This is a genomic window from Streptomyces anulatus, from assembly GCF_000721175.1.
Taxonomy (GTDB): domain Bacteria; phylum Actinomycetota; class Actinomycetes; order Streptomycetales; family Streptomycetaceae; genus Streptomyces; species Streptomyces anulatus_C.
Window position 1 is genome coordinate 99,758 of sequence record NZ_JOEZ01000035.1, and the last position, 14,282, is coordinate 114,039.

The 14,282-nt window shown below is 72.8% G+C and carries 12 protein-coding genes; 6 read left to right on the plus strand and 6 right to left on the minus strand.

Translation table 11 applies throughout. The features are described from left to right. Positions 1-2: 2 nt before the first annotated feature. Positions 3-893, minus strand: coding sequence for an FAD binding domain-containing protein (locus IG90_RS0131715; protein WP_030592339.1), 891 nt, complete (start codon positions 891-893; stop codon positions 3-5). A gap of 300 nt (positions 894-1,193) precedes the next feature. Here IG90_RS0131715 and IG90_RS0131720 point away from each other — a divergent pair, with 300 nt between their 5' ends. After that, on the plus strand, positions 1,194-2,945 hold the full coding sequence (locus tag IG90_RS0131720) for a PucR family transcriptional regulator ligand-binding domain-containing protein (RefSeq protein ID WP_030592343.1): 1,752 nt from the start codon (positions 1,194-1,196) through the stop codon (positions 2,943-2,945). A 173-nt stretch (positions 2,946-3,118) separates the two neighbouring features. Beyond that, entirely contained in the window at positions 3,119-3,904 is a 786-nt protein-coding gene (locus IG90_RS0131725; RefSeq protein WP_030592346.1) for a hypothetical protein, read from the plus strand. A gap of 39 nt (positions 3,905-3,943) precedes the next feature. Here IG90_RS0131725 and IG90_RS0131730 read toward each other — a convergent pair whose 3' ends face one another. Further along, positions 3,944-4,732: a GntR family transcriptional regulator gene (locus tag IG90_RS0131730; protein WP_030592349.1), complete on the minus strand. Its 789-nt coding sequence runs from the start codon at positions 4,730-4,732 to the stop codon at positions 3,944-3,946. A gap of 146 nt (positions 4,733-4,878) precedes the next feature. Between IG90_RS0131730 and IG90_RS0131735 the strand changes: the two genes are divergently transcribed. Continuing rightward, complete coding sequence (locus IG90_RS0131735) at positions 4,879-5,727, plus strand: (2Fe-2S)-binding protein (protein ID WP_030592352.1); 849 nt, start codon at positions 4,879-4,881, stop codon at positions 5,725-5,727. 192 nt (positions 5,728-5,919) lie between these two features. Then, positions 5,920-7,020 carry a DUF2637 domain-containing protein gene (locus tag IG90_RS0131740; protein ID WP_030592355.1) on the plus strand — a complete coding sequence of 367 codons (1,101 nt, stop codon included), beginning with the start codon at positions 5,920-5,922 and terminating at the stop codon, positions 7,018-7,020. Positions 7,021-7,044: 24 nt separating this feature from the next. Here IG90_RS0131740 and IG90_RS0131745 read toward each other — a convergent pair whose 3' ends face one another. Next, positions 7,045-7,410, minus strand: coding sequence for an ATP-binding protein (locus IG90_RS0131745; protein ID WP_030592358.1), 366 nt, complete (start codon positions 7,408-7,410; stop codon positions 7,045-7,047). A 356-nt stretch (positions 7,411-7,766) separates the two neighbouring features. Between IG90_RS0131745 and IG90_RS0131750 the strand changes: the two genes are divergently transcribed. Then, on the plus strand, positions 7,767-8,198 hold the full coding sequence (locus IG90_RS0131750) for a guanyl-specific ribonuclease (protein ID WP_030592360.1): 432 nt from the start codon (positions 7,767-7,769) through the stop codon (positions 8,196-8,198). A 335-nt stretch (positions 8,199-8,533) separates the two neighbouring features. Here IG90_RS0131750 and IG90_RS0131755 read toward each other — a convergent pair whose 3' ends face one another. The 3 genes from IG90_RS0131755 to IG90_RS0131765 all read right to left on the minus strand — a co-directional run bounded on the left by IG90_RS0131755 (position 8,534) and on the right by IG90_RS0131765 (position 13,047). Next, a complete protein-coding gene (locus tag IG90_RS0131755) occupies positions 8,534-10,276 on the minus strand; it encodes a pyruvate dehydrogenase (protein WP_030592362.1) in 1,743 nt (580 codons plus the stop codon). Between the two features lie 111 nt (positions 10,277-10,387). Then, positions 10,388-11,863, minus strand: coding sequence for a protein phosphatase 2C domain-containing protein (locus tag IG90_RS46275; protein WP_411572656.1), 1,476 nt, complete (start codon positions 11,861-11,863; stop codon positions 10,388-10,390). A gap of 794 nt (positions 11,864-12,657) precedes the next feature. Then, positions 12,658-13,047 (minus strand): hypothetical protein, encoded by a 390-nt coding sequence (locus IG90_RS0131765; RefSeq protein ID WP_030592366.1) that lies wholly within the window; start codon positions 13,045-13,047, stop codon positions 12,658-12,660. Between the two features lie 209 nt (positions 13,048-13,256). On the opposite strand from IG90_RS0131765, the gene IG90_RS0131770 reads away from it, so the two are divergent. Continuing rightward, on the plus strand, positions 13,257-14,249 hold the full coding sequence (locus tag IG90_RS0131770) for a helix-turn-helix transcriptional regulator (protein ID WP_030592368.1): 993 nt from the start codon (positions 13,257-13,259) through the stop codon (positions 14,247-14,249). Positions 14,250-14,282: the final 33 nt, after the last annotated feature.

The window sequence follows — 14,282 nt, forward strand, 5'->3', positions numbered from 1 at the left end:
GGTTACGCAGCTCCTTCCAGCGTGCGGCCCGCGCCGCGGTACTGCTCCCAGGTCCAGCCGAGCGTGCGGCGGGCCATGATGCCGACCGCGTGCCTGCGGTACTTCGCCGTGCCGCGTACGTCGTCGATCGGGTTGCAGGCGCCGGACGCGAGGGCGGCGAACTGCTTGGCGATCGCGGGGGTGATGATCTTGCCGTTCTCCCAGAACCCGCCCTCCTCGAGTGCGGCGTTCAGGAACTCCTCGGCCTCCTTGGCCCGGACCGGGGTCGGGGCGGCGGAGCCGATGCCGGTGCGCACGGTGCGGGTCCCGGGGTGCAGCGCGATACCGAACGCGCAGACCGCGATGACCATGGCGTTACGGGTGCCGACCTTGGAGTACTGCTGCGGTCCGTCGGCCTTCTTGATGTGCACGGCGCGGATCAGCTCGTCCGGCTCCAGGGCGTTGCGCTTGACCCCTGTGTAGAAGGCGTCGATGGGAATCAGCCGCGTGCCGCGTACGGATTCGGCCTCGACCTCGCAGTCGGCCGCGAGCAGGGCCGGGTGGGCGTCACCGGCCGGCGATGCGGTGCCGAGGTTGCCGCCGACGCCGCCTCGGTTGCGGATCTGCGGGGAGGCGACGGTGTGCGAGGCGAGCGCCAGGCCGGGCAGCTCGGTGCGCAGGTGCTCCATGATGCTGCTGTACGGCACGGAGGCGCCGAGCCGTACGCTCTCCTGGCCCACCTCCCACTCGGACAGCTCACCGATGCGGTTCAGGTCCAGGAGGTACTCGGGCCGCCGGTGGTCGAAGTTGATCTCGACCATCACATCGGTGCCGCCCGCGATGGGCACAGCCGTGGGGTGCTCGGCCTTGGCGGCAAGCGCCTCCTCCCAGCTGGCGGGGCGAAGGAAGTCCATGAGCGGCTCTCTTCTTCTCAATCGGATCGTTCGCTCGGGCTGGGGACGGCCGGCCCTCGACTGACTCGTCCATGTGGTGTTCACGTGATGTGTGACCCAGTACACAAGCCCCGGTCCTGCCGGTGCAGTCACCGAAACACCGAAGGAGTTGGCTGGTCTCCGTCCTCGTCTTGTAGATTCGAACGAATGGCGGGGATCAGTAACCTCACCGCAATTCACAGATACCCGTTCACCCCACGGCTCCCCCACCCCACGACCTCCTTCACCCCCTCCCTCTACGGAAAGATCGGCGGCGACGAGATGCGGCTGCGCGCACTGCTGGAGACCGACGCGCTGGGCCTGCGGCTGCTCGGCGGCGAGGACGAGCTGGACCGCACGGTCCGGGGCGTCATGACGACCGACCTGCGCGACCCCAGCCGCTACCTCTCCGGCGGTGAGCTGGTGCTCACGGGCCTCGCCTGGCGCCGGGACGCGGCGGACTCCGAACCGTTCGTCCGGATCCTGGCGGCCGCCGGGGTGGCCGGTCTCGCGGCCGGCGAGGCGGAGCTCGGCGACATCCCCGCCGATCTGGTCGAGGCGTGCCTGCACCACCGCCTCCCGCTCTTCGCCGTGCACGAGACCGTGGCCTTTGCGACGATCACCGAGCACGTCGTACGCCAGGTCTCCGGCGAGCGCGCGGGCGACCTGGCTGCCGTGGTCGACCGGCACCGCCGGCTGATGACCTCGGGCCCGGCGGGCGGCGGCCCCGAGGTGGTCCTGGACCTCCTCACCTCCGACCTGGACCTGCGGGCCTGGGTCCTGTCCCCCACCGGCCGCCAGATCGCCGGGGCGGGCGCGCCGCTGCCCGGACCGCTGGGCGCCGCGTTGGCCGGGCACCACCTGGCCGCGACCCGGACCGGCCGCCGGGGTCCGCACCGGGCCGCGGTCGCCGGCACCACGTATTCGCTCTTCCCGATCGGGAACACCGGCCGGGGCGCGGTGCCGGCCGCCCGCGACGTACGCGAGTCGGTGCTTTCCGACTGGCTGCTGGCGGTCGAGGCGGACGCCTCCGACTGGCCTGCCCCCCGGCTCGACCTGCTCCAAGGCGTCACACAGCTGATAGCGGTCGAGCGCGACCGCCGCGACGCGGCCCGTACGGTACGCCGCAGGCTCGCCCAGGAGGTCCTGGAGCTGGTCCAGGCGGGCGCCGCCCCCGCCGAGATCGCGGCCCGGCTACGGGTCGCCGCACCGGTACTGCTGCCCGGCCTGGGCGTGGCCCCGCAGTGGCAGGTCGTGGTGGCCCGGGTCGACTGGAGCGCCTCGGGCCAGACCGCCGCCGCGGGCGACATCGCGAGCGGCCCGGTGGCCCAGGCGCTGCTGGAGGAGATCCTCGTCGACCCGGCGGTCGGCGGCCCCGACTCCGCCGACCGGATCGCCGTCGCCCACACGCGCGAGGAAGCCATCGCCCTGGTGCCGCTGCCGACGCTCACCACCGTGCCCGCGGACTCCGGGGAGGATGCGGAGGGCGACGCCGCGCGGGCGGGCGTCGAGGAAGCCGACGCCCTCGACGCGGACCCCGGACTGCACGCCGACGCGCTGCTCGCCTCCGTACGCGAACCGCTCTCGGCGGGACTCGCCGACGACGGCCGGCTGACACTGGGTGTCAGCGCTGCCGTGCATTCCGCCGAAGGGCTGCGCGGCGCACTGGAGGAGGCCCGGCACGCCCGCCGGGTGGCCGCGGCCCGTCCGGGGCGGGTCTGCGCGGCCGGTCACCACGAACTGGCCTCGCACGTGCTGCTGCTGCCGTTCGTCCCCGACGACGTCCGGCGCGCCTTCACCGCCCGACTGCTGGATCCGCTCCGCGACTACGACCGGCGCCACCGGGCGGAACTGATCGAGACACTGGAAGCCTTCCTGGACTGCGACGGCTCCTGGACCCGCTGCGCGGCCCGGCTGCACCTCCACGTCAACACGCTGCGCTATCGCGTCGGACGAATCGAGCAGTTGACGGGGCGTGACCTTTCGCGCCTGGAGGACAAGCTCGACTTCTTCCTCGCCCTGCGCATGAGCTGATCTTCCGGCCGCGCACGGGACCCGGCGGGGCACCGTCGCACTCCGGCCGATTGTGAAATCTTTCACCTGACATTGTCCGGACCCCTTGGCCCGGCGTGCCATTCCGTGCTGAGATGCGCCGTACCCAACAGCACAATGGCGCGCTCGGGGAGGGCAATGTGGCGCATACCGCCATGTCTGGTTCCGGAACGACAGCAGATGACGATCCGCCGCTCCAGACCGCGGTATGGCGGCTGCGGTCACGCGCCTGCTGGACGGACGCGGCCGCACTGCTGGAGCACCATGCGAGCACCGATCCGGCCTCGGCGCTCCAGCGCACCGCCCTGCTGACCGAGCGGTGCCTCTACACCGGACAGGGCTGGACCGACGCCGAGGACGCCCTGCGTACGGCGGAGGCCATCGCCCGCAGCGACGACGAGCGCGGCGCGGCCGCCTCGGAGCGAGGCCATCTGGCGTACGCCTCGACCCTCCTGGCGGTACGGGACCGGGCCGACGAGGCGAGCGTGGCGCTGAGCCGGTCGGCGGCGCTGCTGGCCCCCGCGTCCCCGGCCCGGCCGCTGCTTGACTTCCGGCGCGGGCTGATCGCCCAGAACATCGCGGAGTCGCCGGAGTCGGCGCGCGCCGCGTTCCGCCGGGCGCACGCCGGTGCGGCGGCCCGGGGCGACGAGCTGCTGCTTTCGTCCACCTGGCGGCATCTGGCCGCGCTCGCCCTGCGCGAGGGCGAGCTGGCCGAGGCCCGGCACGGTTTCGCGGAGTCGTTGCGGATCCGGGAGGAGCTGGGGTTCCTGGTCGGTACGGCCCCGGCGTTGATCTCCCTCGCGGAGGCGGAGCCGGAACCGGAGGCGGCGGCCCGGCTGCGCGCCGAGGCCGGCCGGCTGTTCCGGCTCCTCGGCGGCGTGCCCACCTGGCTGGCCCCGTACCTGGGTCCCCCGGCCCCGCGCACGGCGGAGGCGAGCTGATCCGGACGGCCCGCGGCCCTGGGTCGCGGGCCGTCCGGATCAGCCGTCGGCGCCGGTGAAGTGTTCGCGGACCAGGGCCTGGACGACGGTGAGGTCCTGGGCGATGAGGGCGTCGAGCAGGGCGGTGTGCTCGGAGGCGTCCGCCAGCAGGTCGGCCCGGCGGGTGGCGGGGTTCGAGACCAGCGGCCACTGGGAGCGCCGGTGCAGTTCGTCGGCGACGGCCACGAGCTGCTCGTTGCCCGACAGCGTGAGGACCGCGCGGTGGAAGGCCCGGTCCGATTCGGCGTAGGCGGCCCGGTCGCCCACGGCCGCCGCCCTGACCGTGGCCTCCGCCAGCGGGCGCAGGACGCTCCAGCGGTGCGCCGGGACCGTACGGGCCAGGCTCAGCATCACCGGGACCTCGATCAGGGCCCGCACCTCGGCCAGTTCGGCCAGCTCGCGGGGGCCGCGCTCGCTGACCCGGAAGCCGCGGTTCGGCACGACCTCGACGGCGCCCTCGACGGCCAGCCGCTGCATGGCCTCGCGCACCGGCGTCGCGGAGACCCCGAAGCGGGCGCCGAGCGCTGGGGCGGAGTAGACCTGACCGGGCACCAGTTCGCCGGCGACGAGGGCGGCGCGCAGGGCGTCCAGGATCTGGCCGCGGACGGAGTGGCGCTGAACGACACGGGGCGCGGGAGGCTCACTGTGGGTGTGCTCGCCCCGGGCCTGCTCGCCCCGGGCCTGTTCCGGCACCCGGCTCTCCGGAATCCAGCCCTCCGCCGGAGTGCGCAGGAACGCTCCGGGGGCGTACGCCGGACGTGCGCCCTCGCGCGCGCTGCCCTGCTCCACCCGGACCTCCTCCGCCTGCCGCGGGCCGACTCGCCTGCGCCGGACCTCCTGTGCACGATAGAGGGCGGAGGCCGCGGTTCAAACATCGACGGGTTCGGGTAAGGTAAGGCTTACCTGCAAACGATCCCGATTCGGTGGTCCCCTGCATGACCCTCTCCCCGCCGTTCACCGGTGCCGCGACGTCCCCCGTGACCGCCGCGTACACCCGCCTGACCGAGGTGTTCCCCGGTCTGCGGGCAGACGTGCTCGACGACGACGCCGTCGCCCCGTCCGGCGCGGGCTGGGTCGGCGCGGCGGAGCTGGCGGCCGGCGGCCCCGCCGTGGACACCTTCCTGGCCTGGGACAACGCCCAGGTGCTGCGCGACTACGGCCGGCAGGCCCGCCCGGACGTGGTGGCGAGCTTCGGTCTGCACCGGTACGCCTGGCCCGCCTGCCTGCTGGTGACGGCGCCGTGGTTCCTGCAGCGCCGCGTGCCGCGGATCCCGGTCGAGGACGTGGCCTTCCAGCGCGCGCTCGGGCACCTGACCGTACGGGTCCGGGAATTCGCCTGCCTGCCGGACGACCCTGCCGCCACCCTGCCCGGGGCCCGGGTCGTCGCGGACGAGGCGGCGCTGCGGGCGGAGGTCCTGGCTTCCCTGACCGAGCACCTCGGCCCGGTCCTCGAGGGCTTCGGGCCGCGCATGCGGCGCGGGAAGCGGGCCCTGTGGGGGATGGCGACGGACGAGATCGTCGAGGGCCTCTGGTACATCGCCCATCTGCTGGGCGAGGAGCGCCGGGCGATGGCCGAGCTGGAGCTGCTGCTGCCCGGCACGACGAAGCCGTACGTCGGCGCCGCGGGCTTCCGCGAGCTGACCGGACCCGACGGCCGGTCGCTGCCGACCCGGGACCGGGCGAGCTGCTGCCTCTTCTACACCCTGCGCCCCGAGGACACCTGTGTGACCTGCCCGCGTACCTGTGACGCGGACCGGGTGCGGAAACTCGCGGCGGCTTCCTGATCCACACCGCCCGTCCGGATGATGTGAAATCGAACGCAACGCAGCCTGATCGGGCGGCCGTTCGAGAAGATTCCACCCATCGATAGCCTCTCCCACCCCCATGGCGTGCTCTTGTCCCGAAACCACCGGAGCGGGACGGGAATTCCGTCACGATGGCGCACGAAACGCCCTACGTGACGCAAGGGACCGCGCATGAGACTGACCGACATATCGCTTGACTGGCTGCTTCCGGGCGCCGTACTGCTCGTGGGGGTCATGGCGGCGGTGACGGTGGTCGCACGCGGCAAGCGCGCCGCCGGCAAGGCAGCGGCCGACGACTCCTGGGAACGCAGCGAGGACCGCCGCAGACGCAAGGAAGCGCTCTACGCGACCGCCTCGTACGTCCTGCTGTTCTGCTGCGCGGCGGTCGCCGCCGCGCTCTCCTTCCACGGGCTCGTCGGCTTCGGCCGGCAGAACCTGAGCCTCACCGGAGGCTGGGAGTACCTGGTCCCGTTCGGACTGGACGGCGCCGCGATGTTCTGTTCCGTGCTGGCCGTACGGGAGGCGAGCCACGGAGACGCGGCTCTCGGCTCCCGGCTGCTGGTGTGGACGTTCGCCGGGGCCGCCGCCTGGTTCAACTGGGTGCACGCCCCCCGGGGCATGGACCACGCGGGCGCTCCGCACTTCTTCGCGGGAATGTCCCTCTCGGCCGCGGTGCTCTTCGACCGGGCGCTGAAGCAGACCCGCCGCGCCGCGCTGCGCGAACAGGGCCTGGTACCACGTCCGTTGCCGCAGATCCGGATCGTCCGCTGGCTGCGGGCGCCCCGGGAGACCTTCGGCGCCTGGTCGCTGATGCTCCTGGAGGGCGTCCGCACCCTGGACGAGGCGGTGGACGAGGTGCGGGAGGACCGCAAGGAGCGCGAGCAGGACCGGCTGCGCCGACGTGACCAGGAGAAGCTGGACCGGGCCCGCATCAAGGCCCTCAACCGGCAGAACCGGGTCTGGGGACGCGGCGGCCGGGGCGGGCAGCAGGTGGACGTGCCTGCCCTCACCCCGGCTTCGGGCGGCCCGCCGGCCGTCGCGGAGCCCGCCATAGCGGAGCCGGGTCAGCTGCCTCTGCGACCCCGGCCATCCCTGCAAGCCGTCGGCCCGAAGCAGGCGGCGGACGGTTCGAGCTCGAAGAGCCTGGACGCGGCGACTCAGGGAGGTGACCCGCGTACCGTCGACCTCACCGCCGAGGACGACACCCAGACGCTCCCCCGGCTCGACTCGCTGGAACAGAAACTGAAGGATCTGGAGCAGCAGTTCGGCTGATCACGCCTCGCGGCGGAGGGCCCCTCAGGACCTTCCGCCGTGCAGCTCGAACCAGACGACCTTCCCCATGACCTGTGCCTCCACGCCCCAGGCGTCGGCCAGGCTTCGCACCAGGATCAGGCCCCTGCCGTGCGTACCGTCGTCGGCGTTCGGTACGTACGGCGCGGGCAGGTCCTCCGACGCGAAGTCCTGGACCTCCACCCGCAGTCGGGCGGGTGTCGCCGTGGCGGTGACCACGGCCCCGTGCCGGGTGTGGATGAGCGCGTTGGTCACCAGCTCGCTCACCAGCAGCTCCGCCGCCTCGGTCTGCTCATGGCCGGAGCGATGCCGGAGGAACTCCCGCAACTCCCGGCGCACTTCCCCCACCGCCGACCGTTCGGTGTGGCCCACCCTTCGGCGCATCCGGGCCGGCATCGGTTCCTCACCCGGCCTCCGGCCCCGAGGGCCGCGCCCCTCGACAACCGCGGTCCTCTTCTGACGCTTCGCCATTTCCCCCGCCCGCACAGTGCACCGGCCTCCTCCGATCAGGCTGCCCGTCGAACAGCCTCACGGGATGCATGCCCCTGTACGCACACGGTCACGCTTGCCGAGCCATCAATAGGTGAACGGTCGGGAGCGGCGAGGGGCGCACGGAACATCTCACCCGCGCACGCCATCACCACAGAGGCGCAGCTCCGGTTAACTTCCCGCGAACACAGCCGACTTGGCGTTGACGACCCGTCTTCTACACGCGTCATCATGACGGCATGCGCATCCCCCCACGCGTCATCCGGCTCGGCGGCACAGCCGCCCTCCTGTCCGCACTCCTCGCCTCCGGCACGGTCACGGCCCAGGCCGCGACCCCGGCCGCCGCCCCCACCGCCCACTCCGCGACCGCGTTCCGGGCAGCCGCGGTCGGCAGCATCTGCTACTCCGCACTGCCGCCCCAGGCCCACGACACGCTCGACCTCATCGACCAGGGCGGGCCGTTCCCGTACGAGCAGGACGGCACCGTCTTCCAGAACCGCGAGGGCCTGCTGCCCGACCGGTCCACCGGCTATTACCACGAGTACACGGTCGTCACGCCCGGCTCCCCCACCCGGGGCGCCCGCCGGATCGTCACCGGTGAGCAGGTGGCGGAGGACTACTACACCGCCGACCACTACGCCTCCTTCGACCTGGTCGACCACGACTGCTGAACTCCTCAAGACCAGGGAAGTTCCGCACGCTCCGGGGAAGGGAACCTGAGCCGCACCGCCAGGGCCCCACACCTTCCCGAGGAGCTGTGATGCACGACGACCGCACCCTGGTGGAGGGCCGCCCGGAGAGGCCCTCCACCAGTTCGTCCGCCCGGGCCAGCGCCCTAGGGTCGATTCCCGTCGTCGCCCGCAGGGCGGCCGCGCGGCGTCAGGTGCGTGGTCTCTGCGTGCCGGCCCCAGGCCCTCGTACTGGACGTACTCGGGTTTTCGGCCGGTGCGGCGAGAGTGCGTGCCGGGCGTCGCGACGGGGCGAACCTTGGCTGACGCGGCACTAGCTAGGGGCGGGGCACGTTACGGAGGTTGGAGCGGGCCATCTGGAGCATCCGGCCCACTCCGCCGTCGAGCACGATCTTGCTGGCGGAGAGCGCGAAGCCGGTGACCATGTCTGCGCTGATCTTCGGCGGGATGGAGAGCGCGTTCGGGTCGGTGACGACGTCGACGAGCGCGGGGCCCTTGTGCTTGAACGCGTCCTTGAGCGCGCCCTGCAACTGCTTGGGCTTCTCCACGCGTACGCCGTAGGCGCCGGCCGCACGGGCGATGGCGGCGAAGTCCGGGTTCTTGTTGGTCGTGCCGTACGAGGGGAGACCGGCCACCAGCATCTCCAACTCGACCATGCCGAGCGAGGAGTTGTTGAACAGCACCACCTTCACCGGCAGGTCGTACTGGACCAGGGTGAGGAAGTCGCCCATCAGCATGGAGAATCCGCCGTCGCCGGACATCGCGACGACCTGCCGGTTCAGGTCGGTGAACTGTGCGCCGATCGCCTGCGGCAGGGCGTTGGCCATCGAGCCGTGGCTGAACGAACCGATGACCCGCCGCTTGCCGTTCGGCGTCAGGTAGCGCGCGGCCCAGACGTTGTTCATGCCGGTGTCGACGGTGAACACGGCGTCCTCGTCGGCCATCTCGTCCAGCACGGAGGCGACGTACTCGGGGTGGATCGGGACGTGCTTCTCGACCTTGCGGGTGTAGGCCTTGACCACACCCTCCAGGGCGTTCGCGTGCTTCTTCAGCATCCGGTCGAGGAACTTGCGGTCGGACTTGGGCTTCACCCGGGGCGTCAGACAGCGCAGGGTCTCGCGCACATCGCCCCAGACCGCGAGGTCGAGCTTGGAGCGGCGGCCGAGGTGCTCGGGGCGGACATCGACCTGGACGATCTTCACATCGTCCGGGAGGAAGGCGTTGTACGGGAAGTCCGTGCCGAGCAGGATGAGGAGGTCGCACTCGTGCGTCGCCTCGTACGCGGCGCCGTAGCCGAGCAGACCGCTCATCCCGACGTCGTACGGATTGTCGTACTGGATCCATTCCTTGCCGCGCAGCGCGTGCCCGACCGGCGACTTGATCTTCTCGGCGAACTCCATGACCTCGGCGTGCGCCCCGGCCGTGCCACTGCCGCAGAACAGTGTCACCCGTTTGGCCTCGTCCACCATGCGGCAGAGCTTGTCGATCTCCTCGTCGCCGGGCCGTACGGTCGGCCGCGCGGTGACGAGGGCGTGCTCGATGGACTTCTCGGGGGCCGGCTTGGAGGCGATGTCGCCCGGCATGGTGACGACGCTGACGCCGCCGCGCCCGATGGCGTGCTGGATCGCGGTCTGGAGCAGCCGCGGCATCTGCTCCGGGTTGGAGATCATCTCGTTGTAGTGGCTGCACTCCTGGAACAGCAACTCCGGATGGGTCTCCTGGAAGTAGCCGAGGCCGATCTCGCTGGAGGGGATGTGCGAGGCGAGGGCCAGCACCGGGGCCATGGAGCGGTGCGCGTCGTACAGACCGTTGATCAGGTGCAGGTTGCCCGGGCCGCAGGAGCCGGCGCAGGCCGCGAGCGAGCCGGTGACCTGCGCTTCGGCTCCGGCCGCGAAGGCGGCGGTCTCCTCGTGCCGGACGTGGATCCAGTCGATGGCCGAGTTACGCCGGATGGCGTCCACGACGGGGTTCAGGCTGTCGCCGACGACGCCGTACAGGCGCTTGACGCCTGCCCTGGCGAGGATGTCGACGAACTGCTCCGCCACGTTCTGCTTGGCCATGGGTGCGCACCCTTCCTTGCCCGTGCTCCGTGCACTTCGGTTGTCCGGAGACCGGAGCCCGAAACACCGTTTCGCCGGGCTCCGGGATCCATCAACCCACGGCGTGCGTGGTTACGCCTCCCAGACGGCGGCGCAGGTGCGGTCGTCGGCGTACCCCTTGATCCGGAGCTGGGTGTCGGCGAGGAAGGCGGGCAGTCCGGGCGGTCCTGAACTCCCCCAGCGCTCGGCGAGCTCGCCGGGGAGTGCCGGCTCGCCGCGCATCGGCTCGGCGAGTCCGTCGCTGCACAGCATCAGCGTGTCGCCGGGTCGCGCCACGGAGGCCCGGAAGCGGAAGGGCTCGGCGGGCGGCTGGGCGGGCCCTTCGGCGGACGGGGAAGGCGCCGCGGTGATCTGGAGATCCGTGGTCAGCCGGTCCCCGTCCGGGCCCTCCTCCCGCTCGTCTCCCTGCTGCGGGTTGCCGCTCTCCGGGATGACGGGCTCCAGGTCCTGCCAGAGTCCGTCGCGGAGGCGGAAGAGGCCGCCGCTGCCGCCGCCGAAGAAGACTCGCGTGCGGCAGTCGGGGTCGGCGGGCAGCAGGAGGCAGCGGAGGTTCGCGGTGTACGCGTCCGGTTCGACGCCGAGTTCGGCGGCGCGGGCGCGCAGCTTGCCGTACGTTCGGTCGGTGAGCCGGTGCAGCCCGGACTTCAGGTCGCCCCGGCGGCCCGCTCTTATGTCCTCGGAGAGCCGGACGTGGCTGCGGGCGACGGCCCCGCCGATCCAGCGGCAGGCATCGGCCGCGGCGAGGTGCGCCGCTTCACCGGCCCGCCTGCCGCCGGCCACGGCGACGAGGACGAGGGCGCTCTCGGCGGCCCCGAAACGGGCGGTGAGCAGCCCGTCGCGCCGGGGCTCGCCCCGGAAGCGGGCGGAGTCGCCGCGTACGGACGCGGAGCGCAGGGTGTACGTCCCGTACCGCGCGCCGTCCAGGACGGTGTCGGGGACGAGGCCCTCCAGGTTCTCCGAGGTGGCGGAGGGCAGGGCGGCGGGCTCGGCGTCGTAGGTGGGCGGCCGGTCCCCGAGGTGCCCCACGGCCGGCCGGCCGTCGGCGGCGAGGTCCGGCGGAAGTCCGTGCAGGGCGCTGGGGCCGGGTGCGAGGGCGGGCTCGGGCCGTTCCGGTGCGCGCGGCGCGGCGAACGTCCGGGGCCCCGGCTGCCCGGCGGGCGCCTCCCAGGGGGCGGGGAAGACCGGGGTGCGGGGTGCGGGCGGAGAGGCGAGCGGGGCAGAGGGCGGCGATACGGGCGGGGGCGACGGCGGTACGAGGGTGGCAGCCGGGACCGGTGTGGCGACCGAGGCGGGACCGGCGTCCGGGGCGGGACCAACAGCCCGGTCGGCACCGGCGGCAGGGGCGGGACCAACAGCCCGGTCGGGACCGGCAGCCGGGGCGGGACCGGCAGCCCGGTCGGGACCGGCGGTCGGCCCAAGCCCAGGCACCGGCCCACGCCCAGGCACCGGCTCCGGCACCGGTACGGCAGAAGCAGCCGGTCCAGGCTCCAGCTCCGTCTCCGGGTCGCGCTTCACATACAGGTCCCAGGCCGACCGCGGGTCCGGCATGTGCTCCGGGGCCGGGTCCGAGCCCGCCGGCGGAACCGGGTCCGGGCCTGGGGCCGGAGCCGCCGCCTGAACCGGGCCCAGGCCCACTGCCTGGCCCGGGTCCGGGTCCGGATCCGCTGCCGGAGCCGGGTCCGGGCCTGGGGCCGGAACCGGGCCCATGGCTTCTGCCAGGCCGGGTTCCGGGGCCGCTGCCGGAGCCGGGGCCACTGCCGAGCCCTCGTCCGGGACCGGATCCGGGCCCCGGTCCGAGACCCGGTCCGGGCCTCGCTGCGCCACCACGGACCGGCTCCGCTCCGGCGGCCGGTACGCACCGGCGTACGGGTCCGCGTCGCGGTCCTCGTCCCGGTCCGCGTCGCGGTCCTCGTCCCGGTCCTCGAACGGGTCCTCGTACGCTGACGCGTACGGGTCCCGGACGGTCTCGCGCACGGTGTCCCGGAGGTCGTCCACCGACGTGCTCACCGTGTTCGACACGGAGTCGAAGCGGTCGTCGAGGCTGTCGGCCGCCGTGCTGGGACCGGTGTCCTGCGCGGTCTCGTCGTACAGCTTGCGCCACCAGTCGTCCTCGTGGGCGGCGGGCTTCTCCCCCTGCTGACTCATGCCCTTATTGTCCACCGCGAAGGCGGCCCGAAAACGGGGCACCAGGAAAATACGGCCCGTGAACAAGGTCCGCCGGGCGGCCCCACCCTCCACGGGAAGGACGCCCGGCGGACCGTTCGGAATGATCGACATGTCGGTGTTTCAGCCGTTCGTATGCCCAGTCGATCACCGGTTCAGCGGCCCTCCGGGCCAGCGCTTCAGCGCACGGCGCACGCGTCGTTGACGGTCCGGACGACGGAGTTGCCGTTCGCGTCGGTCAGTTCCGTGCGCAGCGTGACGGACTTGCCGGCGGCGTCCGCGTGATCGACGGTGGCGGTCCAGCGGCCGCACTGCCGCGCGGTGGTGGCCGTGTGCCAGGTCTCGCTGCCGTCGTGTCTGAAGGAGACCTTCGCGCCGGTGAGTTCGCCGGGAGTGTATCCGCCGTGGCCGGTCGCACCGAGCCCGATCTTCCGGCCGTTCTCAGCGGGCACGGTCTTCATCCCGTCCTCCGGCACGTCGTGGCGCGGGAAGAGCAGCGGGAGGACGGCGAGCACGGCGAGCACGGCGGCGGTCGCCGCTCCGAGTGCCGTACGCGATATCGGGCGCATCGCTCCCCCCAGGTCAATCCGTAACGAAACAGCCCAAGAGGCCTCATCCCGGAGGCTGTTGGTGCTGCGGTGGCGCCACAGTGGCAGAGGTGCCAGAGGTACAGGGGATGATGTGGGCGGCGGGTTCACGCCGTGGCCCTTTCCCGCCACCCGGGACCCGCCGCAGGGGCGCCGTGATGCGCGATCACCACATCCGGGGAGGTCGGAGAATGCTGGGGGCGATAGGTCTCGACGAGAGACAGGAAACCGCGTACCGCGCGCTCGTCGCGGCGGGGGCCGCCGAGCTCACCGATCTCGCGCACCGGCTGGCACTGTCCGAGGCGGACGCCGAACGCGTGCTGCGACGGCTGGAGCGGCAGGGCCTGGCCGCCCGGTCCTCGGCCCGGCCGGGCCGCTGGGTGGCGGCGCCGCCCGGTGTGGCGCTGGGCGCGCTGCTGATCCAGCAGCGGCACGAGCTGGAGCAGGCGGAGCAGGCGTCCGCGCTGCTGGCCGAGGAGTACCGGGCCGAGGCGAGCGAACCGGCGGTGCACGATCTGGTGGAGGTGGTGACGGGGGCGGGCGCCGTCGCGCAGCGCTTCCACCAGCTGCAGCTGGGCGCGGTGTCCGAGGTGTGTGCGCTGGTGACGGGCAAGCCGATCGCGGTGACCGGGATGGAGAACGAGTCCGAGGAGCGGGCGACCTCGCGCGGGGTGAGCTACCGGGTGGTGGTCGAGCGCGAGGTGCTGTCGACGCCGTTCGGGATCCTGGAGCTGTCGGCGGCGCTGAGCCGGGACGAGCAGTGCCGGGTGGTGGACCGGGTGCCGACGAAGCTGGTGGTCGCCGACGGGAGCCTCGCGATGGTCCCGCTGACCGGTCGCGGCGAGGAGCCCGCCGCCCTGGTCGTGCACGCCAGCGGTCTGCTGGAGTCGCTGATGGGCCTTTTCGAGGTGGTGTGGCGGGAGGCGATGCCGCTGCGGCTGGGTGAGGGCGGCGGCGGGGTGCGCGAGGACGGGGTCGGGCCGGATCCGACGGACCTGGAGATCCTGTCGCTGCTGCTGGCGGGGCTGACGGACGCCAGTGTGGCCAAGCAGCTGGATCTGGGGCTTCGGACCGTGCAGCGCCGGGTCAAGGGCCTGATGGAACTGACCGGGGTCTCGACGCGGCTCCAGCTGGGCTGGCATGCGTACGAGCGTGGCTGGGTGGCCCGTACCGAACCGGTCTGAGGCGTCATCGGCATCGGCCCGAGGCCTCATCGC